This is a genomic window from Chryseobacterium metallicongregator, from assembly GCF_031324065.1.
GTDB classification, from domain to species: Bacteria; Bacteroidota; Bacteroidia; order Flavobacteriales; family Weeksellaceae; genus Chryseobacterium; species Chryseobacterium metallicongregator.
Genome location: NZ_JAVIXS010000001.1, coordinates 316,008 through 339,795 on the forward strand (window position 1 = coordinate 316,008; position 23,788 = coordinate 339,795).

At 34.4% G+C, this 23,788-nt stretch carries 28 protein-coding genes and 3 tRNA genes; 20 read left to right on the forward strand and 11 right to left on the reverse strand.

Annotation, left to right across the window (positions count from 1 at the left end):
• Positions 1-44: 44 nt before the first annotated feature.
• Both REB14_RS01440 and pepE read right to left on the reverse strand, forming a co-directional pair.
• Positions 45-896, reverse strand: coding sequence for a hypothetical protein (locus tag REB14_RS01440; protein WP_309521290.1), 852 nt, complete (start codon positions 894-896; stop codon positions 45-47).
• Positions 896-1,588, reverse strand: a complete 693-nt coding sequence (gene pepE / locus REB14_RS01445; protein ID WP_079241941.1) for a dipeptidase PepE — start codon at positions 1,586-1,588, stop codon at positions 896-898. Before pepE ends, REB14_RS01440 begins: the two co-directional genes overlap by 1 nt.
• 189 nt (positions 1,589-1,777) lie before the next feature.
• Here pepE and REB14_RS01450 point away from each other — a divergent pair, with 189 nt between their 5' ends.
• Complete coding sequence (locus REB14_RS01450) at positions 1,778-2,320, forward strand: tetratricopeptide repeat protein (RefSeq protein WP_034695599.1); 543 nt, start codon at positions 1,778-1,780, stop codon at positions 2,318-2,320.
• A gap of 123 nt (positions 2,321-2,443) precedes the next feature.
• Here the strand turns inward: REB14_RS01450 and REB14_RS01455 are convergent, their stop codons facing one another.
• Complete coding sequence (locus tag REB14_RS01455) at positions 2,444-2,932, reverse strand: YdeI/OmpD-associated family protein (RefSeq protein ID WP_309521291.1); 489 nt, start codon at positions 2,930-2,932, stop codon at positions 2,444-2,446.
• 204 nt (positions 2,933-3,136) lie between these two features.
• On the opposite strand from REB14_RS01455, the gene fsa reads away from it, so the two are divergent.
• Positions 3,137-3,790 carry a fructose-6-phosphate aldolase gene (gene fsa / locus REB14_RS01460; RefSeq protein WP_309521292.1) on the forward strand — a complete coding sequence of 218 codons (654 nt, stop codon included), beginning with the start codon at positions 3,137-3,139 and terminating at the stop codon, positions 3,788-3,790.
• Positions 3,791-3,862: 72 nt separating this feature from the next.
• On the opposite strand, the gene REB14_RS01465 is transcribed toward fsa, so the two are convergent.
• The 4 genes from REB14_RS01465 to REB14_RS01480 form a co-directional block, all read right to left on the reverse strand.
• Entirely contained in the window at positions 3,863-5,308 is a 1,446-nt protein-coding gene (locus REB14_RS01465; RefSeq protein WP_309521293.1) for a GLPGLI family protein, read from the reverse strand.
• Positions 5,309-5,469: 161 nt separating this feature from the next.
• The gene (locus REB14_RS01470) at positions 5,470-6,360 is read right to left on the reverse strand and encodes a GLPGLI family protein (RefSeq protein WP_309521294.1); all 891 of its coding nucleotides are present in this window, start codon (positions 6,358-6,360) and stop codon (positions 5,470-5,472) included.
• A gap of 65 nt (positions 6,361-6,425) precedes the next feature.
• A complete protein-coding gene (locus tag REB14_RS01475) occupies positions 6,426-8,309 on the reverse strand; it encodes a M56 family metallopeptidase (RefSeq protein ID WP_309521295.1) in 1,884 nt (627 codons plus the stop codon).
• A 5-nt stretch (positions 8,310-8,314) separates the two neighbouring features.
• Positions 8,315-8,680, reverse strand: a complete 366-nt coding sequence (locus REB14_RS01480) for a BlaI/MecI/CopY family transcriptional regulator (protein ID WP_034695620.1) — start codon at positions 8,678-8,680, stop codon at positions 8,315-8,317.
• A gap of 499 nt (positions 8,681-9,179) precedes the next feature.
• Between REB14_RS01480 and REB14_RS01485 the strand changes: the two genes are divergently transcribed.
• The 8 genes from REB14_RS01485 (at position 9,180) to REB14_RS01520 (ending at position 15,688) form a co-directional block, all read left to right on the forward strand.
• Entirely contained in the window at positions 9,180-10,088 is a 909-nt protein-coding gene (locus tag REB14_RS01485; RefSeq protein WP_309521296.1) for a heme-binding domain-containing protein, read from the forward strand.
• 3 nt (positions 10,089-10,091) lie between these two features.
• Positions 10,092-10,565 carry a hypothetical protein gene (locus REB14_RS01490; protein ID WP_309521297.1) on the forward strand — a complete coding sequence of 158 codons (474 nt, stop codon included), beginning with the start codon at positions 10,092-10,094 and terminating at the stop codon, positions 10,563-10,565.
• A 55-nt stretch (positions 10,566-10,620) separates the two neighbouring features.
• Positions 10,621-11,514: a hypothetical protein gene (locus tag REB14_RS01495; protein ID WP_309521298.1), complete on the forward strand. Its 894-nt coding sequence runs from the start codon at positions 10,621-10,623 to the stop codon at positions 11,512-11,514.
• A 104-nt stretch (positions 11,515-11,618) separates the two neighbouring features.
• On the forward strand, positions 11,619-12,671 hold the full coding sequence (locus REB14_RS01500; RefSeq protein WP_079241949.1) for a sensor histidine kinase: 1,053 nt from the start codon (positions 11,619-11,621) through the stop codon (positions 12,669-12,671).
• Entirely contained in the window at positions 12,646-13,413 is a 768-nt protein-coding gene (locus REB14_RS01505; protein ID WP_309521299.1) for a LytR/AlgR family response regulator transcription factor, read from the forward strand. The genes REB14_RS01500 and REB14_RS01505 overlap by 26 nt, the downstream gene beginning before the upstream one ends.
• 143 nt (positions 13,414-13,556) lie before the next feature.
• Positions 13,557-14,228 carry a Crp/Fnr family transcriptional regulator gene (locus tag REB14_RS01510; protein WP_079241951.1) on the forward strand — a complete coding sequence of 224 codons (672 nt, stop codon included), beginning with the start codon at positions 13,557-13,559 and terminating at the stop codon, positions 14,226-14,228.
• A 35-nt stretch (positions 14,229-14,263) separates the two neighbouring features.
• Complete coding sequence (locus REB14_RS01515) at positions 14,264-14,830, forward strand: glutathione peroxidase (protein WP_079241952.1); 567 nt, start codon at positions 14,264-14,266, stop codon at positions 14,828-14,830.
• Between the two features lie 276 nt (positions 14,831-15,106).
• Complete coding sequence (locus REB14_RS01520) at positions 15,107-15,688, forward strand: hypothetical protein (RefSeq protein WP_034695632.1); 582 nt, start codon at positions 15,107-15,109, stop codon at positions 15,686-15,688.
• Between the two features lie 346 nt (positions 15,689-16,034).
• Here REB14_RS01520 and REB14_RS01525 read toward each other — a convergent pair whose 3' ends face one another.
• On the reverse strand, positions 16,035-16,481 hold the full coding sequence (locus tag REB14_RS01525) for a GNAT family N-acetyltransferase (RefSeq protein ID WP_309521300.1): 447 nt from the start codon (positions 16,479-16,481) through the stop codon (positions 16,035-16,037).
• Between the two features lie 191 nt (positions 16,482-16,672).
• Between REB14_RS01525 and REB14_RS01530 the strand changes: the two genes are divergently transcribed.
• The 5 genes from REB14_RS01530 (at position 16,673) to REB14_RS01550 (ending at position 19,787) form a co-directional block, all read left to right on the forward strand.
• Positions 16,673-17,386 (forward strand): 2OG-Fe(II) oxygenase, encoded by a 714-nt coding sequence (locus REB14_RS01530; protein ID WP_309521301.1) that lies wholly within the window; start codon positions 16,673-16,675, stop codon positions 17,384-17,386.
• A 27-nt stretch (positions 17,387-17,413) separates the two neighbouring features.
• Positions 17,414-17,653 carry an Ada metal-binding domain-containing protein gene (locus REB14_RS01535; RefSeq protein WP_079241955.1) on the forward strand — a complete coding sequence of 80 codons (240 nt, stop codon included), beginning with the start codon at positions 17,414-17,416 and terminating at the stop codon, positions 17,651-17,653.
• A gap of 209 nt (positions 17,654-17,862) precedes the next feature.
• Positions 17,863-18,375: a hypothetical protein gene (locus tag REB14_RS01540; RefSeq protein WP_309521302.1), complete on the forward strand. Its 513-nt coding sequence runs from the start codon at positions 17,863-17,865 to the stop codon at positions 18,373-18,375.
• A gap of 35 nt (positions 18,376-18,410) precedes the next feature.
• Positions 18,411-19,208, forward strand: a complete 798-nt coding sequence (locus REB14_RS01545) for a hypothetical protein (RefSeq protein WP_309521303.1) — start codon at positions 18,411-18,413, stop codon at positions 19,206-19,208.
• Between the two features lie 12 nt (positions 19,209-19,220).
• Complete coding sequence (locus REB14_RS01550; protein ID WP_309521304.1) at positions 19,221-19,787, forward strand: DUF6705 family protein; 567 nt, start codon at positions 19,221-19,223, stop codon at positions 19,785-19,787.
• A gap of 223 nt (positions 19,788-20,010) precedes the next feature.
• On the opposite strand, the gene REB14_RS01555 is transcribed toward REB14_RS01550, so the two are convergent.
• From REB14_RS01555 to REB14_RS01565, 3 genes are all read right to left on the reverse strand, one after another.
• Positions 20,011-20,083 (reverse strand) — tRNA-Met (locus tag REB14_RS01555).
• Positions 20,084-20,121: 38 nt separating this feature from the next.
• Positions 20,122-20,194, reverse strand: a tRNA-Met gene (locus tag REB14_RS01560).
• Between the two features lie 38 nt (positions 20,195-20,232).
• Positions 20,233-20,305, reverse strand: a tRNA-Met gene (locus REB14_RS01565).
• A 101-nt stretch (positions 20,306-20,406) separates the two neighbouring features.
• Here REB14_RS01565 and REB14_RS01570 point away from each other — a divergent pair.
• From REB14_RS01570 to REB14_RS01590, 5 genes are read left to right on the forward strand one after another with little or no spacing between them, the layout of a single operon-like run.
• Complete coding sequence (locus REB14_RS01570) at positions 20,407-21,018, forward strand: L-threonylcarbamoyladenylate synthase (protein WP_034696488.1); 612 nt, start codon at positions 20,407-20,409, stop codon at positions 21,016-21,018.
• A gap of 36 nt (positions 21,019-21,054) precedes the next feature.
• The gene (locus tag REB14_RS01575) at positions 21,055-21,756 is read left to right on the forward strand and encodes a CPBP family intramembrane glutamic endopeptidase (protein WP_309521305.1); all 702 of its coding nucleotides are present in this window, start codon (positions 21,055-21,057) and stop codon (positions 21,754-21,756) included.
• 4 nt (positions 21,757-21,760) lie between these two features.
• A complete protein-coding gene (gene yaaA, locus REB14_RS01580; RefSeq protein ID WP_309521306.1) occupies positions 21,761-22,519 on the forward strand; it encodes a peroxide stress protein YaaA in 759 nt (252 codons plus the stop codon).
• On the forward strand, positions 22,520-23,368 hold the full coding sequence (prmC, locus tag REB14_RS01585; protein WP_309521307.1) for a peptide chain release factor N(5)-glutamine methyltransferase: 849 nt from the start codon (positions 22,520-22,522) through the stop codon (positions 23,366-23,368).
• A 15-nt stretch (positions 23,369-23,383) separates the two neighbouring features.
• Positions 23,384-23,743, forward strand: coding sequence for a DUF4180 domain-containing protein (locus REB14_RS01590; RefSeq protein ID WP_079241961.1), 360 nt, complete (start codon positions 23,384-23,386; stop codon positions 23,741-23,743).
• Positions 23,744-23,788 lie beyond the last annotated feature (45 nt).

Here is a 23,788-nt window from a genome sequence, read left to right on the forward strand (position 1 = left end):
TGTAGCTGAATCTTTTGCCTACATTTAATTCTAATCAAATATAGTTAAAATAAAAGCTTTTTATACTCAATGAGGTCATCGGAAGTGAAAAGAATCTGATGGTCAGGAGATTTTTCAAATGAACGATCATGTTTGAAATATTTCTCATAATCATCTTCATCTATGAAAATATCCATCTGGCATTCTTTGATATAATTTGATTTTTCTCCGTAGTCCTGAATAAAATATCCGGAATCATTCCAGGGTTCATGATGACAGCGTAAACAGTTTTTTTGGTAAACTGCTTTATGACCACATACTTCACAATCCTGTAAGTTTTGAAACAATACCGAAATCTCATGCTGGTTTTCTTCCGAAAAAAGGGAAAGAGGAATTGTTTTCAGAAGCAGATAATAATTCGGTTCCTGCCATGAAAAATACACCGACTCCGTTTTATTTATAAAAAGCCATAGCCTTTGAAGGTCATATTCTACCTCAGCTTTAACAATATTTTTAATATTCAGAACAGTCTCATTGCTTCTTTTGATATTCTGTTTGTCATCAATTTCAATAACAGGTTGCTGCTCCAGAAAGTGATTCAGACACAATGTTGTCTGCCATGAACCAATTGTTCTTAATTTACCTTCTTCTCCACAGATCTCACACGTCTTGACAGACAACTCTGAATATTTTTCTTTGATTTTTTTTAGTTGGGCATTAAGTGTTTCATCTTCAGAATAGGTGTAGCATCTCAATTCTCCAAACTTTTCCTTTCCAAAGACACGATGTTCCATGTTCCAGCCCGCTGCAGCAAATTCATACAGCAATTTCCGGATAAGATCACTCCATCCGGTACTGTTCACTGAAAAATTAGTCAGATTACGCTCTATAAAAAGGTTTATTTCTTCTTTGTTCATTAAAGGCTGCTTCCTGATTCTATTTCGTAAGGCTCTTTCCCTTTTTCAAAAATTCTTGTCAGTTCACTTCCTTCCACTGTTATTGATTCTCCCGTTCTCCTAATCCAGTTTCCTTCTCTAAGACCAACTACTTTGATATCATTTTGAGTAAGGAATTCCTGAATACGGGTTTCTCTGGTTTCTCCATTATGTTTCAAATCCGGATTAGGGTCAAGGTAATGGGGATTGAGATTAAAAGGAACCAATCCCATACAATCGAAACTTGGCGGATATACAATCGGCATATCATTCGTAGTTTTCATATTCTGACCTCCGATATTACTTCCTGCACTACATCCAAGATAAGCTTTTCCTTCAGATACATTTTCTTTCAGAGCAGACATCAGCCCTTCTTCATGTAAAGTTTTAACCAATAAAAAAGTATTTCCTCCTCCGGTAAAGAACCCTTTTGCCTGATGAATGGCTTCTTTTTTATCTTCAAATTCATGAAGCCCTTTTACTTTTATATTGATGGTTTCAAAGAAAGAACGTGCTTTAGTCGTATAATCATCATGGGAAATTCCGCCTGGTCTTGCGAAAGGGATAAACACAATTTCGTCAATTCCTTTATAGAGTTGGATTAATTCTTCTCTTAAGTATTCCAGATATTCTCCACCAAAAAGTGTGGATGTTGAAGCTAATATAATGTTCATATGGTGAAATTATAGGTATTAATAAAAAAATGAATTACAAAGATAGCTTCAAAGATGAACGAATCAAAAATTAAACTAAAAAAAACACGAATCCCGTTAATATTTTCTAAAAAAACTTAAAGCCTCTAAAATTTTAGATTTTGTGGAATTATTATTGAATTTTAGATTTCGAATTTAAAATATAAGATTATGAAAATGAGTAAAATTAATAGTAGAAGCCTATTTTTAGGATTAATACTAGCAGGAAGTGTAAGTCTTGTAAACGCACAAACGACTCAGCCGGAAACTTCGGCATCAACGAGTCAAACCACTAATCCAACTATTGAGGGTCTTAAAAAACAGATTGCAGCCAATCCAAAAGATGCAGAATCATTAGCAAAACTGGCGAATGCTTATCAGGAAGCTTCAGACTGGCCCAATGCCATTGATACCTGGAAGAAAATATCTGTTTTATTACCAGACTGGGCTCCATCTTATTACAGCCAGGCCTATGCCTATCAGTCTGCAAAAGATGATGCCAATGCAAAAATTGCTTACGAAAAGTATATTGCAACAGTAAAACCTGAAGAAGTAGAGCAAAATAAGAAGAATCTGGCATACGCTTATTTCTATCTTGCCTTTACAGAACAGCAAACTGATCCTAATAAAGCAAAAGAACACATTGCAAAATCCATACAGTATGACCCAACCAATGAGGATGCTGTAAAGCTTAGCAAAACATTAAATTCTTAGTAAATAAAAAAGACCGGAAAATTTTTCCGGTCTTTTTGTTTTTAATTATAAATGATAAACATGTTTAATTTATCACTTGTTTATTCATTCTTTATAATTTGATCTCTTGATTCCTGGTTTACGCTACTCAATCTTTTTTCCGAAAAAATCTGTTTCACCATGCAGATGTCTGATAATTTTATCAATGTTTCTCTGAATACTGACTTCGGTCTTTAAATTATTGATATACCGGATCAGCTCATGTCTTCTTGAAGGAATCAGGTTTTCAAAATTTGCTGTTGCCACAGTACTTTCTTTAATTGCTTTTTCTAATTGAGGATGGATAGAAATACTTCTGTCAGAATCATCATATTCCAGAATAACTTCAATAACTTCTCCTATTCTTTTCGGAGAATTTTTCAGCATTATCAGGTTCACATACAGCCTCCATTCTCCCAGATATTTCATCAGGTTTTGTTTAAACTCTTTCCCGTTCACAGTTCCTTTTACAGCAATGGGGCTTTTATTTCTCCCTGATTCATTAAAAATTTCTTCCAGAATTTCTTCAGGAATAAAAACAAAAGGATTGATTCCTATAATTTCCAATGTGGCGGTGAAGCTGTTGTTTTTCATGGATGGCAGATTTAGTTAGGCTAGAAACAAAATTAACTATTTGGTTTAACATCAACATATTTTTTTTCCTCTATAGCCTTCCTACTCTAAAACCCTCCTACACTCAAACTCATTTACTCTAAATCCCATCCCTCGTAACTCAAAATTCATACCTCAGAACCCAATTAATTCCCTATCTTTGTATCAATAAATCTATTTATCAAAATGAAATTTTTTATTGACACAGCTAATTTAGAACAAATCAAAGAAGCAAAAGATCTTGGGATCTTAGATGGTGTAACTACCAATCCTTCATTAATGGCAAAAGAAGGAATTCAGGGAGCTGAAGCGATCAAAAACCATTATAAAACGATCTGCGAACTTGTAGACGGAGATATTTCTGCAGAAGTTCTTTCTACAACGTATGAAGAAATGATTAAAGAAGGAGACGAATTGGCTGCTATTCACCCAAATATCGTTGTTAAAATTCCGATGATCAAAGACGGAATCAAAGCTTTAAAATATTTTTCTGATAAAGGAATCAAAACAAACTGTACTTTGATCTTCTCTCCGGGACAGGCTCTTTTGGCAGCAAAAGCAGGAGCAACTTATGTTTCTCCATTTCTAGGAAGATTAGATGATATTTCTACAGACGGTCTTAACCTTATCCAGGAGATCAGATTAATTTTCGATAACTATATGTTCGAAACTGAAATCTTAGCAGCTTCTATCCGTCACTCAATGCACATTATCGACTGTGCTAAAATCGGAGCAGATGTTATCACGTCTCCACTTCCTCCGATCTTGAGCTTATTGAAGCACCCGTTAACAGACAGCGGATTGGCTCAGTTTATTGCAGATTCTCAGAAATTAGCATAATCACTGATCCTTATTCAGATATAAAAAATCCCGGAATGTTGTTCCGGGATTTTTTTTTATAATGTTTTAAGTTTATTTCAGCAGATCCAGTTCAAGAATATTATTCTGTTTTTTAATATTGGCTTTGGCCATCGCTTCCTGATCTCTGCTTGCCTGTACCGGGTCCAGTATTTTTCCTGTACTGTCTCTCATCTCAATGATGGTGCCCTGTGCCAGCATTTGTTTTTGACTCTTCATAGGATCCTGGCGGTAATCATTAAAAGCTTTTTTAAATTTGGCTTCGTTAAGTGTGATAAGAGTATGATAACGTTCTTTATCTTTGGTACTTTTCCATTCATATCCAGCCGGAAGTTTCTGGCTGCCTTTTAATTCGAATGAATGAGAATGGGTATTATCTTCCACTTTTACAATTAATCCCGGAAGTCCATAAAATTTGTAGGGCCCATCCTGAATGGGAAGATCAGTAGTGAACCATGCCGTCCATTTTCTACCAGCAAAATCACAAACAGCTTTCTGTGTATTAAATTCTCCTATTTTTTCTTTTTCAGGAAGAATCTTCCAGTTCTGCTTTCTCTTTTCCTCTACCTGGTATTCATCAGAACCCAGAGTAGTAAAGAAGTTGGTAGAATAGTCAGGATACATTTTTTCAATGTTGTAGCGTATTTTGCCTTTAAACTTAAAGTTTCCGAGGTTAATGTTTAAGCTTTGAGTATCTTTTTCAGTGATAGCTCTCATCGTGGAGTCGGACTGAAAATAATCTTTACTGTAAAATTTGGATCCCTTGGAAGCTACTTCAAGGTACATAGTTTCACTTAGCTCTTTATCTCTCGCTGTAGAGTCTGTGATAAATTTGTACTCGTAGATAAATCTTTGATTCTGTGCATTAGTCATTACAGCCAATATAAGGCTGAAGAGAATGATCATTTTTTTCATGGTTAGTTTACTATATTTTTTAGTTTTTTCTGTTATAAATTTAACAACCTTACACGGATTCCCCACAGCTACTGCATTATCCGGAATATCTTTTGTGACAACACTTCCCGCTCCAATCACCGAATTATTTCCGATAGAAACACCCGGAAGTACAACCACATTTCCTCCCAACCATACATTATCACCAACTTTGATCGGATGTGCATATTCTAGCCCTTCATTCCTTTGCTGTACATCAAGCGGATGGCCTGCTGTATAAAAACTGCAGTTGGGCCCGATAAACACGTTATCACCAAACTTTACTTTAGCACAGTCCAGAATAACAAGGTTATGATTGGCATAGAAGTTCTCCCCTACTTTTATATTATATCCATAGTCGCACCAGAAATTGGGTTCTATACAGATATTTTCTTTTATACTACCAATAATCTTTCTGAGCAGTCTGTATCTGTTTTCTGTATCTGAGTTTTTCAGACCATTATATTCCTGACACAGATCTTTGCAGGCAATACGTTCCTGAATCAGTTCTTTATCATAATTGGCATTATATAAAAGCCCGGCTGCACATTTTTCCTTTTCTGTCATGAGATATAACGTTGGTTGCTATTACTTATTGTTCATTGAAAATACTAAATATATCATAACATGATGAATTGATATTTATCACCCTTTTTCTTAATGTCTTTTGTTAAAATAAAAACAGGATGACAAAATGCCATCCTGCAGATATTAGAAAATATATAATTTTACTTGAACAAATCCGGTTCTATTTTATTGTTATTTTTTAATTGATCTTCTTTTGCTCTTTTTTCAATATTCCTGTACATTTCATTCATATCAATGCTTTTACCATCCTGATTTTTCATATTTACAACAGCTCCTGCCGGAAGAGTACTCATGGTTTGCTTCATATCTTTTGTAGGATCAACAAGATAATCTTTCCACGTTTTTTTAAACTGCTTTTTGCTGATCTCTATTTCTTTACCCCCCAAACCTATTGTAGTGAGGCCGGGTATTTGAATATCTTCCTGCGATGCAGCTTCTGTTTTCTTATTCCCGATCAGGGTCATTATATGTGAGCCTGTGGTATCCTCAATTTTAACAATAAGTCCCGGCAATCCATAGAATTTATAAGGACCATCCTGAAAAGGAATATCTGTAGAAAACCATGCTACCCAACTTCTCCCTCCATAATTGGTGGTTGCTTTTTGCGTATTATACTCTCCGATTTTCTGCTTTTCAGGAAGTATTTTCCATTCAGGTTTTTGATCTTCCGGCATTTTATAGCTGGTATTCCCAATGTTTTCTGAGAATGAAACACTGTAATCCGGATACTTTTTTGTAACCGTTGAAGAAATTGTTCCTGGTTTTATATTTCTTTTGATATTAATACTGCCTCCGAATCCTCCTTTCATCTGCTTTGCAATATCTGCTTTTGTTGCAGAATCTGAAACAAATTTTTCTCGGCTGTAATATTTAGACCCATTTTTATCAATGTCCAGAAACATTACATCATTTTTCACATCTGCTTTATTAGTAGAATCAGATATATATTTATAGTCATAAAAAAACCTGTTGACTTGAGCGTTGGCAAACACTCCTAAAAATACCAGTAAAATCAAATATTTTTTTCCCATAGTGTATGTTTAATTGTATTAAAAAAGGCTTTGCCAATCTGAAACAGACAAAGCCTGATGGAACTTTATTTCTTTGTTTCAATTCTTATCTCCCCTTCTGTCCCTTTTACTAGACTTCCTTTAATAACTCTCATACTTGAAATACTTTCAGGTTTTAAAGTATTAATATCTTCTTTGGAACTCTCTCTTCCGTCTATATAGTATTTGTATCTGAAATCATCTCCGGCACTTACATTAAATTTTTTAACTCCATTCATTGAAATATTGCCATTTCCGTCTTTTTTAATAAAATCAGCACGCATTACCATGACGTTAGGAGAAGAACTCACCATCGTAAAATTACCTCCTCTGAAATTTTGCGCTGTTTTTTCCGCTTCCAGGCGGGCTTTCTCAGCTTCTTTTCTGATTCTGTCCGCATCAATCCTGATTCTTTCGCTTTGTACTCTGATTCTATCTCCTTCAGCACGTGCTCTGTCACCTTCTACTCGTGCTTTTTCTCCTTCTATTCTGGCCCTAGTTGCTTCTTTCATTGCTTTTTTAGCTTCGGCCATTGCTTTGCGTATCTCTTCTTTTTCCTGAGCACTCAGATCACTATAATTAACAACTCTGTTTGTTTTAAAATAGGTTATTTTTGGTTCTTTTGGCGCTTGAGGTGATGCTTGAGGAATTGGCAACTCTCCTATTTTTGCAGCTGCTTTTTCTGCTTTTTTTGCTGCTCTTTCTATTTTTCGAAGCTCTTTTTTACTAAGAGGTTCCATATTCTCGAGCTCCTTCATCTGATTCTTCCATTCTACAGAATTGAAATACTTATCAACTTCAACTTTTGAAGCAATTTCACCTATCTCTGAAGCCAGATTGCTTATTTCTTCTATTTTATCGCTGAAGAGGTCACTTTCGGGATCCAAACCTTCCAGCTCTTTCTCTTTTTCTTTTATTTTCTTTTCAAGCCCGGTTATTTTGGTGTGGTCTTCACCCGATACCGTTTTTAGTTCTGCAATTTTTTCCTGACCCGATTTTTCAGGTCTTATCGTATCTTTTTTGATTTCTGAAACTACTTCTTTTATAGAAAGGTTTGTTTCTTCAATTTCTCTGTTTTTAGCATTTACCAGATAAGCAAAAGCGATAGAGAATACAACCGGTAAGGCAAAAATTCTTCGCGCATATCCGAATTTGGTTTTTGGTTTTTGTAACATCTTAAGTCTTTTTTTAAGGTTTGAACTTAGAAACGGACTGGTAACAGGCAACTGTGTTCCGGAAAAGTGGCTTGCTAAAAGCATCTGCGCAAATGCTTTGGTGTCCGATTGTTTTACGGCTTTTTTATCAGCCAGATATTCATGGATTAGATTAATTTCTCTTTTAATGAGATGAAAGAACGGATTGAACCAGAAAACAGAGGTAATAATCTCGATAAAGATTTTATCAAAGGAATGTTTCTGCTCAATATGTACCATTTCATGCTTTAAAATCTGTTTTCCTATATCAGAATGCAGTGTAATTGTATTCTTCCAGAACAGGTTTTTAAAATAAGAAAATGGAGCTTCAGTAAGGTCTGTACGGTAAAAATTGATCCCGTCAAAACTTTCTTTCTGAAATTGGTTTTTAAACTGCTGGATTTTGAAAATCCCATACAACAGCTTCCCTAAAAAATAGAGAGAAACCAGTCCCAGAGCTGAAAAAATAATGTTAAAATAAAGGTTACCATTGTCTATGTTTTTTTCTGTGTTAAAATTCTGAATCTTGTCAAGAAGCATATACATATCATTATTTACCTCTATCGTAAAATCATCTATTCTGATAAGTGGTAACAAAAGTGATATCACAATTGCACCCAGCAGATAAAATCTGTTATAATGATGGAATGTCTTGTCTTTTAATGACAACTGATAATACAAAAATGTTACACCTGAACATAAAATAGTTTTCCCAAAGTATAAAAGTATGGCTTCCATAGGTCTTAGTCTTTCTTTTTGAGTTCATCTAATAACATCTCAAGATCTTCTACTGTCATTTCATTTTTTTCAACTAAAAATGAAACGGCACTTTTGTAAGAACCTTTAAAATAGTTTTTCACAAGGCTCTTCATGGTTTTCCCGGAGTACTGTTCTTTTGAAACCAGCGGAAAATACTCATGCTGTCTTCCATAGACATGATAGTCTACAAATTCTTTATCCTTCAACACTTTTAAAATAGTAGAAACAGTATTTGTGTGTGGTTTTGGCTCCGGGAAAAGATCAAGCACATCCTTCAGGAAGCCTTTTTCTAATTTCCATAAATACTGCATTACCTGTTCTTCTGCTTTTGTCAGAGTCTGAATTTTCATATTCCGTTCATTTATCAATTAAAGTGATATACAATCATCTCATTCTATATCACTAATAAATTAGTTATACAAATGTAGAAATAAAAATGAATCAAACAACTATTTTTTTAGTGATAAAATATATTAAACAATAATCACTTGAAAATCAACACAATAGAAATAGTTAAAATTTATTAAATTTTTAATGAATAGATTTATTGGCTGTTTATTGTGCAAAAAACTATTCAATAGAGTTATTATTCTATACTAAATAGATCTGATTATTCTAAGATCTTAAACTCTTTTTCATCCTTGTCAGGGTTTTAAACCTTGACAAGGATAAGACTGATCAAAAATAAAGGTTAAAAAAATTCATAATCACAAATGTCAGATTCAAAGTAAAATTTGTCCGATTGATCAAATTTTCAGAAAAACATACTTCAAAAAGTCCTGAAATTTGAATAAAAAACAAAGAGATATGAATCGTTTTTTGAAAAAATTAAAAACAAAAAATATCCTGGTGATAGTACTGATTGTCTTTACTGGAATTCAGTTTTACAGACCTGAAATTGTACAAAAGCCTGTGACGGGTGAGATTCATGTGCCTACTGAAGTAAGAGCGATCCTGCAGCGCTCGTGTTTCGATTGCCATTCTAATCAGGCAGATCTGAAGTGGTTTGATCAGATTGCACCTGCTTACTGGCTGGTAGCAGACCATATTAAAAAAGGAAAAGAAGGACTCAATTTTTCTGAATGGGATAAACTGGCTCCTCCTGCACAAAATGCCAAACTTTGGGAAGCTTTTAATCAGATTAATATGAAAGCAATGCCTCTAAAAAGCTACGAATTACTTCATCCCGAAGCAAAACTTTCTGAAAATGATATCCGCATCCTTAAAAACTATGTGACTTCTCTTGCTCCAAAACAAAAGCCTGATACAGCAAAAGTTTCTGCATATAACAAACAGCTTCAGCAAGTCGTCCATACTCAGGTATCCAAAGTCTCCTTCCCTACTGCACTGAATGGGATCAGCTATATTCCTGATTATAAAAACTGGAAACCGATCAGTTCTACGGAAAGGTTTGATAATGGTACCATGCGTATCATATTCGGAAATGATATTGCTGTAAAAGCAGCAAAAGAACATAAAACAAATCCATGGCCGGACGGAACCATATTCGCGAAAGTAGCATGGGATCAGATTATAGATAGTGATGGGAATGTTACTACCGGAGCTTTTAAACAAGTGGAATATATGATTAAGGATTCCAAAAAATTCGCCTCTACAAAAGGATGGGGATGGGCAAGATTTTTATCTCCCAAACTTGAACCGTATGGAAAGACAGCAGATTTCGCCAACGAGTGCATCAGCTGCCACCGCCCTATGAAAGACAATGATTTTGTATTTACCTCTCCTCTTAACCATTAAGCTATGAAGAATCTGATTGTTTATTTAATAATGTGCGTATTTGTTGTGAGCTGCAATTCCAAAAAACAATACGAACCCGTGAATCAAAATGCCTCCCTTCCTGAAAGCTTTGATTTTAATGTCATGAATTTAAAGGTGGTAACCTCTTCCATCAATCATAAAAAACAGACGATGATGACGCTGTACGGCACTGATTCAGCAATTGATGATTTGAAGGATAATGCTAAAAAAGTCAATGGTAAGGAAAGAATACTGGCATTGGTTACCTGGTCGCAGAAGGATGATCCTTATTGGTATGGAGCCAAAGTCCCCAATAACCTTCTGTCTGTAGAAGTTATCAAAAGTAAATTGCCTTTCTCCGAAAACTCAGAAATTCTATATCAAAAATATGAAGGGAAAGAACTTAAGAAAGTGAAGGCAGATGGGGCAAACAGAGTTTCTACAATTCTAAGTATGAAACCTTCAATAATGCCTTAACACAGGATTTTAAAATCACATATAAAAAAATAATATTCATTAAAACTATTAAAAAATGGAAAAATTTACATTCAGTTCAAGCCTGGTAACAGGATGTATTTCAGCAGCATTACTGCTCTTCACCTCTGTTGCCTGTTCGAAGGATAATCAGGATGAGTCATCTGATCCTGTTGTTAAAGAAGTACAATTGAGAAATGACGCCATTCTTGGAAATGTCCTGACTGATAAAGAGGGTCACACTCTTTATTATTTTGCCAATGATGCTACCGCCACTAACAATTGTACCGGAGGATGCGAACCGGTATGGCCTATCTTCAATGCAGATAACCTTTCTGCTGAAAAACTAGGTTCCGGATTGGAACTTTCAGATTTTACAACAATAACAACAGGTTCAGGGAAAAAGCAGGTAACCTATAAAGGAAGACCTCTTTATTACTATGCGCCTTTGGTGAACGGAACCAATGTAAAAGAAGATGCAGGGAAAACCGGCGGAGAAAACGTAGGAGGCGTATGGTTTGTTGCAAAACCTGATTATACTATTATGCTTACCAATGCACAACTTGTAGGACATGACGGAAAAAACTATACTTCAACTTATACGGAAGGCACGGGAAAAACGCTGTATTTTACAGATGCTAAAGGAGTAACACTTTATACCTTTAAGAATGACAAACAAAATAAAAACAATTTTACAGCCTCTGATTTTTCGAATAATGGAGTTTGGCCTATTTATGAAACAGATAAAATTGTAGTTCCTTCCGGGCTGGATAAAACGCTTTTCGGATCTATTACAGTATTCGGAAGAAAACAGCTTACGTATAAAGGATGGCCTCTTTACCGTTTTGGACAGGATAATATGGTGATGGGTTCTAATAAAGGCATTTCATTTCCTACTCCAGGCGGTGTTTGGCCTGTACCTGTGAAAAATATGGCAGCAGCTATGCCCTAGTTTTGTGTTTTTATAGAAATCTCAGTGCTAAATAACGGACATGCTGCCGTGCCGTTATTTAGCTTTTGTATCTTTGTGACTGCTTAACTGCCTGATTTTTATTTATGATCTATGCAAAATATATAAATACCAACGGAAGAAAGGTATTCAGGATTGATCCGAGAATCATTCTCTTCAGTGCTCTTTTTATGGGGATTCTGGCTTCAGTACCCAAAATACTTCGTATGCATATTACATTGGGAGAGCTGACGATAGATTTTTCCATCTCCTTTTTATTCTCATTATTTGTATGGTATTTTAATATCTATAGTCTGCCGAAGTTTTCTATTCAGAATATATCTACGAGATTTTTCAATAAAAAACTGGTGGTCAGCTTATCCATCGGAGTAGTTGTCATGGCAGCCATAGTGCTCATTCATCATATTATATTTCCCAAGTATGGATTTAATACTATGGTACTGATGTACGAATTCCGGGGAGTACTGATCAATCTTACGATTTATATGTTCCTCTACCTTTTGTATCAGACTTATAATTCTCAGCAGATTAAATTTGAACTTGAACAAATCAGAACGGATAATCTCAATGCCCAATATGAATTGCTGAAGCAGCAGATTAATCCTCATTTTTTATTCAACAGCCTCAATACACTGAAGTCTATGATTGACATAAAAGATGAAAGTTCGGGAGATTTTGTGGTGAGGCTTGCGGATTTCTATCGCTTCACTTTAGACAACAGAAAAATGGAGCTTATTCCCTTAAAAAAGGAGCTTACAATACTGGATGCCTACGTTTTCCTTCTGACATCTCGGTTTGAAGATGGTATAGAGTTTAAAATAGATATTCCGGAAGAGATCTTAAATTCTTACATTCCTCCGTTTACACTGCAGCTTTTGTGTGAAAACTGTATCAAACATAATATCGTGTCACTGGCCAATCCGTTAATCATAAAACTATACAGCGATAACGAATATATTATTATTGAAAATAATTTCCAGCCCAAGAATATTCCTCAGGAATCCGCCGGAATAGGAATTGAAAATATCAGAGAACGCTATAAGCATTTTGCTGAAAAGGAACTTACCATATTGCATAATGATCATAATTTCACAGTCAAATTACCCATAGTAGATGAAAGTTTTAGTAATAGAAGATGAGATAAAAACTGCAAAGGCATTGGGACGGATGATCGTTGCAGTACAGCCGGAAGCTACCATAGTACAGTACATTGAAAGCGTTGCTATGGCTGTGGAATATCTTTCTGGCACTGAAACTCCGGATATTATCTTTATGGATATTCAGCTGGCGGACGGAAATTGTTTTGAGATATTCAGTAAGGTCAGGATAAAAGTGCCTGTTGTTTTCTGTACTGCCTTTGATGAATATGCGATAGAAGCTTTTAAAAGTAACGGAGTGGATTATATCTTGAAACCTTTTGAGAAAAAAGATATTCAGTCCGCTTTTGAAAAGATCAATGATCTTAAAAACTTTTTTCAGCACGCTCCTTCTCCCGACCGGAAACTGGAAGATATCCTGAATAATCTGACAACAGGAAGAGGAAAAACCAATTTTCTGGTCTTTTCCAATAATAAATACAATAATATTCCTGTTGACAAAATTGCCTGCTTTTACAGCCAGTTTGGAAGTACAGTACTGGTGACTTTCGATCAGAAAGAATATTCAGTTCCACAATCATTGGATGAGATCGGGCAGCTCGTTTCAGGAGCTCAGTTCTTTAGAATTAACAGACAATATCTGATCAACTTTACAGCTATTGTTGAAGTGGAACATTATTTCTCCAGAAAACTTCTTGTCAGCCTGAAAATTACCACTCCGGAAAAGCCATTGGTCACCAAAGACAAAGCTTCCCGTTTTCTTCAGTGGCTTGAAGAGCGGTAAACAATTAACTAAAAGCTGTATATAAAATAATTTAATCTCTGATTATCATCGGAGAAAGCTAATATTTTGCCTGATCAGAAATAATTTTTGCACAGCAATAAACAAACGAGCTCAACTCCAGCTCAAAATAAAGAATAAATAAAATGGATCAAAAAAATACTATTGCAGACGGATTTATTCGCCGTAAATTTGGTTTTCTTGGTGAGGACTTTCTGAAAGAGCTCAAAACCCATGGAATCTACGACAAAATAGAAGCCAGGCAGGAAATTATCCGCGAAGGAGACCGCGTCAAGTATGTTTTGTTTTTAATAAAAGGAGCTATTAAAGTATATTCTCTGAATGATGGCCGTGAACTTGTATATTATTATATCAGTGATGAAGAGAACTGTCTGATGACCTTTTCATCAATTTTTAATAATAACATCAGTAAGGTCTATGCCACTACGGAAGAAGACTCTGAAGTTCTTCTTGTTCCTCTGGCAGTGATGAGCAAGTGGCTGGTAGCGTTTCCTGCCATTAATGCAATATTTTTTCATGAATATGAAAGAAGATTTTCAGCTGTAATGGATATGATTAATGAAGCGATGTTTCATCATCTGGACACACGTGTTTTGAATTATATTAAACGAAAAGTGATTTTAGCAGGAAATCAACCTGTAAAAATCAAACACAGAGAAATAGCAGGAAGTCTGGGAACCTCACGGGAAGTGGTAAGCAGAGTGCTGAAAAAAATTGAAAATGAAGGAAAAATCTTTAAAGATGAAGAAGGTAAAATATGGGCAGCAGATCAAATGCCTTTACTATTAAATAAATAACATAATATATACATTAATATTAAAATCTTTTCTCAATGAAAAAAATACTTTTTATCGGAATGGTGCTTATAGGGATTATAAGCCTTTCATCATTTATTAAATCGGATGACTCCAGAGGTACGAAACCTGCAAAATCAATTTATGATTTTAAGATTGAATCCATCGATGGAGGAAAAATTGACTTTTCTGAATACAAAGGAAAATACATTCTTATTGTAAACACAGCATCCAAGTGTGGATACACGCCTCAATACAAAGGATTGGAGCAGCTTTACAAGGATTATGGTGATAAACTGGTTGTGGTTGGCTTCCCTTCTGATAATTTTGCAGATCAGGAATTTCATGACAATGTTGATATCAAATCTTTCTGCGAAAAGAACTATGGGGTAACCTTTCCTCTTACCACTTCAGTGGATGTAAAAGGTTCAAAAATCACTCCCGTATTCGATTATCTTACTCATAAATCTCAAAACGGAGTAATGGACGCTGCCATAAGCTGGAATTTCAATAAGTTTCTGATCAGCCCAGAAGGAAAATTACTGGAGCATTTTGACTCTAAAGTAGTTCCTGAAAGTGATAAAATCACTCATTATTTCAAATAAATAATCTTTGCAAAACACTACTATCATTATGAGTAGTGTTTTTTTTATCCATGCACATAAAAATATTTTGATAGTGAATGACTATTCAAATGCACAAATTGAATTATATTAACATTTTAAATTACAAAAATCATGTCAATAAAGACCCTGAAGACGTCATTTTTACAACAATGATTCATATACATTATAGAATTGTTAAATTTTATTAAATAAATATTAAAATGTATTTGTTTTAACCGGGAAATTATATTTATTTTAGTGCTTTAAAAATTTCTCATGAAAAGATATAATTTATTGATTGTACTATTACTGCTTATTTTCAATGTTACTACAGCACAAAAGAAGGGTTCTCCTGCTGCCGATCTTAGTATATTAAAAGATACAAAATCAAAAATCGAAGCTACCGTTCCATTGGTTATTCAGCATCTTCAAACGATCTCTACAAAAGAAGGAGATAATAATATTGTGAATAACGGAAAGATTGCTTTGGGTAGAGAATATGGTATTTTAGAGTCTGAATGGTTTTTATACAGAAACAATATGAAAAACTGTATCCTGAACAATTCTTCTAAAAAAGCTAAGAAATGTATGGAATACCACAACAATATGTTGAGAGGTACGATGATCAATTACAACAATTATATTACCAACCTTACAAGAAAGAACGGATATCTGGGTGTTGAAGGAGATACAAAATTTGAATTCAAACCTGCTGATATTGCTACAAAGCTAAGTGAAGCGTATTTCAATGCAAACGATGCTGCGGGAAGAATGAAAGCGGATCAAAAAAGAGACTTTTTAGGACAGACAATGTCTGATGACAACAAGCTTACTCCTTACGCTCAACTGGCACAATAATATTTAAATCATATTTAAAAATAAAAAGAGAACCGCAATTGTGGTTCTCTTTTTTTATTCAAAAGCAAAAAATCTCCGCCGGAAAAAGCAGTTTTGTGGTACTAATCATAAAACCCTTGGGGAAAAAGTAGAAAATTAGGCAGAGATTTTTTTGCATACACTCTACAGATCAACTGTCCTACCCATGATCTGTAAGAGCTTTACAAAAATAGGATTATAGCCATCTGCTGGCTGAAAATACCTGTAGAATTAAATGTTCAAAACTGTAGAACTAATACTACTTCTCATTATAGAAGTAAAGCACCTCAAAAAAGGTGCTCTACAATTACGTTTTACTCGCTTTATTCTATTTCCACCAATGGTAGTAATTATGCAGTCCGTCATATTCAAACCCGCAGCGTGGATACAGCATGTTTCCTATATCATTGGTTTTTTCGGTTTCAAGCATCAGCCCACACGCTCCTGTTTCTTCACACCATTGTTTACTGCGGTCAATTAGTGCCACAGAAAGTCCCTTTCCTCTATAATCAGGATGAACAAAAAGATCACTTAACAGCCATTGTTTTTGCAATCTGGTATAATGAAATAATTTGTAAAGCTGCACGAATCCTACTGCTTTTCCGTCTGCTAATGCAAGGAAAATATCAGATTCACTGTTTAAAAACCGTTCTTTGAGAAAAGCCTTCCCTTTTTCAAGATCCGATTCCTGTCTGTAAAAAATACGGTAAAGATTGAACAATTCAGCCGTTTCATCAAGATCCTCAAGACTTGCCTTTTTAATCATGTAATTCATCGTTATATCTATTTTTATTAACAGGGCAAAAATAGCCTTAAACAGGACCAGTGATATCATCCAGAATCATATTAAAACTATAGGCCAGACAGACTTACTCTGATCTTTATTAAATTACACAATGAATATCGCACGTTTCGGATTGTATTGTTCTGAAGAACTATAGATTTTTGCAGAATAAAATCAAACCAATGAAAAATATTGTTCATACAATCAAAAATACAGACTGGCAACAACTTACAGAAGCAATGCATCAAAACGGCTATGCTATCATTCCTGATCTGCTGTCTGAAGAAGAATGTGAACTATTGAAATCAGATTACGATCATTCTTCTCTTTATCGTAAAACAGTTGTAATGGCCAGACATCGCTTTGGATTGGGTGAGTATAAATACTTTAGCTATCCATTACCAGAAATTATTCAAACCATACGAACAACAATCTACCCCTATCTGGCTTCTATTGCCAATACGTGGTTTAAAGCTTTACATATTGACACTCAATTTCCTTCAGATCATCAGGAGTTCCTGAACCTGTGTCATTTTAACGGCCAGCAAAAAGCTACGGTTTTAATTTTGAAATATGGAAAAGATGGATTTAACACCTTACATCAGGATCTATATGGAGATGTATACTTTCCTATTCAAATTGTATTAATGCTCAGTGAACCTGATACAGATTTTACAGGCGGAGAGTTTGTGCTTACCCAACAAATTCCGAGAGCGCAATCAAAAGCTATTGTTTTAAAACCTAAAAAAGGGGATGTACTTATTTTTACAACTCAATTTAAACCGGAAAAAGGAACAAAGGGGTACTACAGAGTCAATATGAAACATGGAGTAAGTGAAGTTAAAGAAGGAAACCGCTATACTTTAGGTATTATTTTCCATGATGCAGCCAGTTAGTTATTAAATGTTATAAAAAGATGAATCATGATTCAGCATTCTCAACTATCATCTGAAAATCTGAGAAGTAAAATCCACAGCGGAGACATTTGTTTTGGAGGGAATAAAAAATTGAAAATCTACGGATTACTCAGCTGCCGATCAGGAAAAAGAATGAAGATGGAAAACAGGGTTTTCTTTGCAGATGAAAAAGAAGCTTTAGAAAATGGTTATCGTCCGTGTGGTCATTGTATGAGAGAAGCTTATCAACAATGGAAAAACAAATGAAACAATAATTAATAAATGAAAAAGTGAAGCAATAAATATTGCTTCATCCTGCATGTATAATATACATTTGAAAAAGTTTTAAAAATTACGGAATCCCGTAGTGGTATGTAAAATATTTGTTGCAAAATTGTCCTGTATCATATTCATTAAAATTATTCAATTGAATGTGAAAAATATATTATATTTAAAAACTAAAAAAACAAATGCTTATGAAAAGAAAAATGCGTGTAACAAGAATATTTCTGGTGATTGTAACATTATTCAGTATGAATTCTTGTATCCGCGATGATCTCGCTGTTGAAAGTCAATCCCAGCAAAATTCAAAAAATATGTCTGCTAAATTTGCTTCACGGAGTTTTTGGAAAGAAGATAATGTGTATATCAGCAAAGTACAACAGATATTCCTAAAAGTTGCCAATCTGGAACATGTAAGGACTAGATATGGGGAATTGAACTGGGATTATGCCATGACTTTTGGCAATTTTAATGAAACGTATGCTTTAGTACCTATTATTAAAGACAATAAAGTAGTACTTTTAATGGAGGCGGTTAGAACAGGAAATAAAGTATTTTTTTACGAAAAAGATAATAAAGACCTCATTGAATTTTTTAATCTTGCCATGTATTCAAATGTTATAAAGTATGAGGAAGTAATTAATATGAAAAGAAATATATCATCTAAGACAATATCTGCTTTCGTATTACTAGATGGTTATCAATAGGATGTTCTGATAATGAGCCTAATTGTGTGCCTTATGTGAAATCAGTTACCAATTGTGAATATCAGGGAGGCACCGGCATCCCACCAAAGTCATTCGATCCTATTGGAATGGATGATGGGGGAAACGGAAATAATGGGTATGAATATCCTGAAATACCTGAAGAGCAAAATCCATGTTCGAAATTGAAAATACAAACGACCAATACTACTTTCAAAAGTAATATTACTTCCTTACAAGATAAAACAGGAGAATCTTACGAAAGTGGATATAGAATTGGACGTAACCCTGATGGTACCCTGCAAAATCAATTGTTGCAAAATAAGCCAGGAACCAGCCAGGTAGATATGAAAATATTTCCAAATACCACTACCTTAATGCACTCTCATTATAATACATTATATCCTATGTTTTTTCCAGGAGACATTATTTTATTTAATCAATGGATTGTTTGGGCTCAAAATTGGAACGCAGTAGCAACAAATACTCCTAAAATCCCTTTAAATAATCTTACTCTTACTGTAGTGACTAGTAATGGAAATTATTCATTTAATTTTGACGGATCATCTGCAACTGCTTTTCCTAATTATACGCAACAACAATATGATGAGCTAAATGAATTATATGCAAAAATGTTAAGTGAAGCAAGAACTGTTTCAAATGTGAGTGGAACTGTAAATTATGATATGGAGAAATTGGAAAAACAATTTTTAAACTTTATGAAAATTAAAATGAATATGACTGGACTTGTATTATTTAGAAATACAGATACTGGAAATACAAAACTTGGTCTGAATACTAATGGAACTTTAAACGCATCGGAGTGCCCTGAATAAAAACATAAAATTATGAAACAAATATTCTTAATCATACTTTCAATCATTACAATTTCTTGTAAAGCACAGATTTATCCTTTAAATACTAGTTTGGATAATCTTCCTGATAATGCGTACTTAAAAGACACCAATAATGAACTTGATCAATATGTAGGCCTATGGAAAGGAAATTGGGGAGGTAAAACACTATTTTTAGAATTAAAGAAAGTGAAATATTATTATAGTGGTAACAAGCCATTTTACGAAGATAAAATATTTGGTGAAAGAAAAATAATAGCATCAAATGGAGCGATAGAAATAGATAGGATTACAAATTTTGACTACCAATCTCCTGAATTTAGAGGTATTGAAAATAGTTTAGTAAATGGAAACTGGAAAAGAATATATTTTTCTCCAAAAAACATGTGTAATAAAAAAGCTTTTCTTGATATTACAAGTTTTTCAGGTAACCAAATGACTTTACATTTCGAATATTATCCAAGTTTTATTGATGAAAATTGTCAACACAATGCCTATGTCAACCAATATGGTGATTTCCCAATAAATTTTCCAAAAGATATTGTGCTGACAAAGCAATAATTGATAATTAGATAGATATTAAATTGTAAAAAAACTTCTGCTACTAGGAGTTTTTTTATTAAAAATTACCCCGAAGTCTTTCAAGTTTTTAATAAACTCTTCTATTTCTTCAACTACTGTATTCCCAATGTTCCTAAACAAGAATTAAATCAAAGTTTATTAATTCTAAAAAAATATACAAAAAAATCGGCATAACAATAAGTCATACCGATTTTTTGTTTAGTAGCGGGAACCGGACTCGAACCGATGACCTTCGGGTTATGAGCCCGACGAGCTACCTACTGCTCCATCCCGCGGTATATTTTTAGAGTGTTTACCGAAAACACTTGCTTAGTAGCGGGAACCGGACTCGAACCGATGACCTTCGGGTTATGAGCCCGACGAGCTACCTACTGCTCCATCCCGCGGTGTATTTTTAGAGTGCTTACCGAAAGCACTTGCTTAGTAGCGGGAACCGGACTCGAACCGATGACCTTCGGGTTATGAGCCCGACGAGCTACCTACTGCTCCATCCCGCGATATTGGATTGCAAAGGTACGAATATTTTTTACAAATCCTAATTTTTCTTTTAAATAAAGGACTTTTATGAAAACTATTTTATTATTTGTATCTTTGTTTTATGGCAAAAATATTAAAAATTTATCCGGACAACCCACAGGAAAATCTTGTGAATGAGGTTATTAAAACGTTAAACAACGGCGGGCTGATTATCTATCCTTCTGATACAATTTATGCTTTAGGCTGTAATATTTTTGATATAAAAGCCATGGAAAAACTGGCCCAGCTCAAAAAAATGAAGCTTGAGAAGTCAAAATTCTCAATTATCTGTAATGATCTTAGCCATCTTTCGGACTTTACAAGACCTATCGATACCTCTGTTTTCAGATTTCTGAAAAGTCATCTTCCCGGACCATTTACTTTCATTCTTGAAGCCAATAAAAGTTTACCTTTAGCTTATAAAGGACATAAAACAATTGGTATCCGTGTTCCTGACCATCCGATTCCACAGCTTATTGTTGAAAAACTGGGCCACCCTATTGCATCTACTTCCATTAAAGACGATGATGAAATTATTGAATATTCTACCGATCCTGAACTTATTGCTGAAAAATATGATCATCTGGTAGATATTGTTATTGATTCAGGGTATGGAGATAATGTGGCTTCCACGATTGTAGACCTTACGTCAGGAGAACCGGAGATTATTCGTCAGGGAAAAGGGATCATTTAATTCAAAGTTTAAAGTTCAAGGTTTAGGGTGCTGAATATGAGTCTTATCGGGAAATATGCTGTAGGGATTTTACTCACGTTTACTATTTTGGCTGCTGCTATGCTGTATGCCTTTCCAGTTGTTGCAATGGTAACCGGAATAAAAGGAATTACAGAAGTCAATTTTTTTCTCAGCAGAATTACGTTATGGATAATTCTCATTCTCGTATTTCTCTACACTGTTTTTATTGAAAAAAGTGCTTTTTTACTTAAAGAAGAGAAAAAATATTCAGCTGCATTTTATATCAAAGCTGTACTGAGCCTATATTTTATCTGTTTGATTGGCGGAGGGATTCTGAATGCAGTCATCCTTTTTTTTATAGAGGAAAAAATAAGCACCAAACTTCTCAACCTTGTCCCCATTTTTAGAAATAACTATTTTTTAGCTATTTTTACATGCCTTACAGCTGCTATTGTAGAGGAATTCCTGATGCGGGGCTATATACAGTCCAGGCTTGAAAAAATCTACAACAATCCCACCGTTGCAATTGTTATTTCATCGGTCTTATTTGGAATTTTACATAGTACTTACGGTACCATAAGCCAGGTTCTCGGACCTTTTTTTATCGGAATCGTATTTGCTATATTTTATAAACGTTATTCAAATATTAAAATTCTGATCATCTGTCATTTTATGATTGATTTTATTGCCATGATGATGATGAATTTTATTGATATTAAACACTTATCTGTATTTTAACATTATGAAAATTATAACATCTCCTGCCAAATTAATGAACACAGAAAATTCAACAGATCTGTTGAAATCTTCTACCCCAAGATTCATTGAAGATGCAGCATTGATACAATCTTATTTAAAAGAAAAATCGCCAAAATATCTTTCCGAGTTGATGGAAATATCACCTAAGCTTGCTGATGAAAACTGGGAAAGAAATCAAAAATGGAAATCCAAACCTACAGCGAAAGAATCTGCTCCTGCCATGTTTGCCTTTACAGGAGAGGTTTACAGAGGGCTGGATGCCAAAACACTGGATAAAAATGCTGTAGATTACCTGCAGAAAAACTACAGAATGCTTTCCGGGCTATACGGTTTACTGAAACCCTCTGATAAAGTGATGCTTTACAGACTGGAAATGGGCCGCCCTTTTGAATTTGAGCAATACAAAAACCTATACGAATTCTGGAGAGAAAAAATTACAGAACAACTGAATGCTGAGATGAAAAAAGGAGAAATCCTTCTTCACCTTGCCAGTAACGAATATGGGAAAGTAATCGACAGAAAAAAACTGAACCACAAAGTTATTGATTTCGATTTTTACGAATTAAAAGACGGAAAACTGAAGACCATTGTTGTGTATACCAAACATGCCAGAGGCCTTGTAGTGAGATTCTGTGCAGAAACCAATGCCAAAACACTGGAAGATGTGAAAGCCTTCAATTATGAAGGATATAGAATTGATGAAGAGAAGTCTACAGATACAAAACTGGTTTTTACAAGATAAATGACAATTTCAGCATTTAAAAAACATTTCAAAACAGAACTTTCCGGCCTTTATACAGAGTCGGAAAGTATGTTTTTATCGTCTTTGTTTATTCATCAAATCGTAGGTTTTGATCCATTTCAGCAAAGAAGATTCGCTGAGCAGGAACTTCTGATTGATGATGAAGAAAAACTTTATCATCTTGTTTCGGAACTTAGAACAGGACGACCTTATCAGCAGATATTGGGTGAAACGGAATTTTACGGAATGAAATTCTTTGTGGATGAGAATGTCCTGATTCCACGCCCTGAAACTGAGGAGCTGTTGGAAATGGCTATCAGGGAGATTAAAGATTCAAAGTTTAATGTTCAAGGTTTAAAGATTTTAGATATTGGAACCGGAAGCGGAATTATTCCTTTGGTTTTAAAAAAACATTTTCCAGAAGCGGAAGTTTCATCCATTGATTTTTCTGAAAAAGCTTTGAATACAGCTAAAAAAAATGCGGAGTACCACCAATTGAAAATCCGGTTCATTCATGCTGATTATCTCAATTTTGAACTGGCTGAAAATTATGATATCATCATTTCAAATCCTCCATACATCGGGATTGAAGAAGAGATAGAAATTGCTGATTCTGTAAAAGAGTTTGAACCTAAAATGGCTCTTTTTTCTCCTACTTCAGATGCCTTGATATTTTACAGAAAAATTGCAGAAGATGCTAACAAGTATCTGAAGAATAATGGACTTCTGTTTCTGGAAATCAATCAGAAACTGGGCCCTGAAACGCTGAAATTGTATCAGGATTTTTCTGACGTTCAATTATTGAAGGATTTATCTGAAAACGACAGGTTTATTTATGGAAAGAAATAATTAATTGCGAGTACCATGCTCATCAAATCACACGAAATCAACACGATAAAAATTGCAGAAATTATTTCTGATGACATCATTATCCAGTCTGCACAAGACGGGCTGGATCTAATGGGAGATATCTATTATCAGGGGTTTGATAAAGTTATTCTTCACGAAAAAAACATTACCTCTGAATTCTTTGATTTAAAAACAAAAATTGCCGGAGAGATTCTTCAAAAGTTCTCAAACTATCGTATAGGATTGGCTATTGTAGGTGATTTCGGTAAATATGAAAGCAAAAGCATGAAGGATTTTATGTTTGAAAGTAATAAAACAAGACATGTCAATTTTGTAAGCACTCTGAATGATGCGTTGAATAATTTTTCAAAATAGACTCTTTTTCAATTCTTTGTATTTAAAAATGTGATTTTTTCCTTC

Coding starts and splice junctions, on each gene's coding strand:
- REB14_RS01455 (WP_309521291.1), bottom strand. CDS start 2,932: ATGAAAAACAACAGCTTCACCGCCACATTGGAAATTATAGGAATCAAT.
- prmC (WP_309521307.1), top strand. CDS start 22,520: ATGACAATTTCAGCATTTAAAAAACATTTCAAAACAGAACTTTCCGGC.
- REB14_RS01465 (WP_309521293.1), bottom strand. CDS start 5,308: ATGACAGAAAAGGAAAAATGTGCAGCCGGGCTTTTATATAATGCCAAT.
- fsa (WP_309521292.1), top strand. CDS start 3,137: ATGAAATTTTTTATTGACACAGCTAATTTAGAACAAATCAAAGAAGCA.
- REB14_RS01550 (WP_309521304.1), top strand. CDS start 19,221: ATGAAACAAATATTCTTAATCATACTTTCAATCATTACAATTTCTTGT.
- yaaA (WP_309521306.1), top strand. CDS start 21,761: ATGAAAATTATAACATCTCCTGCCAAATTAATGAACACAGAAAATTCA.
- pepE (WP_079241941.1), bottom strand. CDS start 1,588: ATGAACATTATATTAGCTTCAACATCCACACTTTTTGGTGGAGAATAT.
- REB14_RS01535 (WP_079241955.1), top strand. CDS start 17,414: ATGATTCAGCATTCTCAACTATCATCTGAAAATCTGAGAAGTAAAATC.
- REB14_RS01505 (WP_309521299.1), top strand. CDS start 12,646: ATGAAAGTTTTAGTAATAGAAGATGAGATAAAAACTGCAAAGGCATTG.
- REB14_RS01525 (WP_309521300.1), bottom strand. CDS start 16,481: ATGAATTACATGATTAAAAAGGCAAGTCTTGAGGATCTTGATGAAACG.
- REB14_RS01490 (WP_309521297.1), top strand. CDS start 10,092: ATGAAGAATCTGATTGTTTATTTAATAATGTGCGTATTTGTTGTGAGC.
- REB14_RS01450 (WP_034695599.1), top strand. CDS start 1,778: ATGAAAATGAGTAAAATTAATAGTAGAAGCCTATTTTTAGGATTAATA.
- REB14_RS01480 (WP_034695620.1), bottom strand. CDS start 8,680: ATGAAAATTCAGACTCTGACAAAAGCAGAAGAACAGGTAATGCAGTAT.
- REB14_RS01475 (WP_309521295.1), bottom strand. CDS start 8,309: ATGGAAGCCATACTTTTATACTTTGGGAAAACTATTTTATGTTCAGGT.
- REB14_RS01515 (WP_079241952.1), top strand. CDS start 14,264: ATGAAAAAAATACTTTTTATCGGAATGGTGCTTATAGGGATTATAAGC.
- REB14_RS01440 (WP_309521290.1), bottom strand. CDS start 896: ATGAACAAAGAAGAAATAAACCTTTTTATAGAGCGTAATCTGACTAAT.
- REB14_RS01510 (WP_079241951.1), top strand. CDS start 13,557: ATGGATCAAAAAAATACTATTGCAGACGGATTTATTCGCCGTAAATTT.
- REB14_RS01530 (WP_309521301.1), top strand. CDS start 16,673: ATGAAAAATATTGTTCATACAATCAAAAATACAGACTGGCAACAACTT.
- REB14_RS01570 (WP_034696488.1), top strand. CDS start 20,407: ATGGCAAAAATATTAAAAATTTATCCGGACAACCCACAGGAAAATCTT.
- REB14_RS01520 (WP_034695632.1), top strand. CDS start 15,107: ATGAAAAGATATAATTTATTGATTGTACTATTACTGCTTATTTTCAAT.
- REB14_RS01500 (WP_079241949.1), top strand. CDS start 11,619: ATGATCTATGCAAAATATATAAATACCAACGGAAGAAAGGTATTCAGG.
- REB14_RS01590 (WP_079241961.1), top strand. CDS start 23,384: ATGCTCATCAAATCACACGAAATCAACACGATAAAAATTGCAGAAATT.
- REB14_RS01540 (WP_309521302.1), top strand. CDS start 17,863: ATGAAAAGAAAAATGCGTGTAACAAGAATATTTCTGGTGATTGTAACA.
- REB14_RS01495 (WP_309521298.1), top strand. CDS start 10,621: ATGGAAAAATTTACATTCAGTTCAAGCCTGGTAACAGGATGTATTTCA.
- REB14_RS01575 (WP_309521305.1), top strand. CDS start 21,055: ATGAGTCTTATCGGGAAATATGCTGTAGGGATTTTACTCACGTTTACT.
- REB14_RS01470 (WP_309521294.1), bottom strand. CDS start 6,360: ATGGGAAAAAAATATTTGATTTTACTGGTATTTTTAGGAGTGTTTGCC.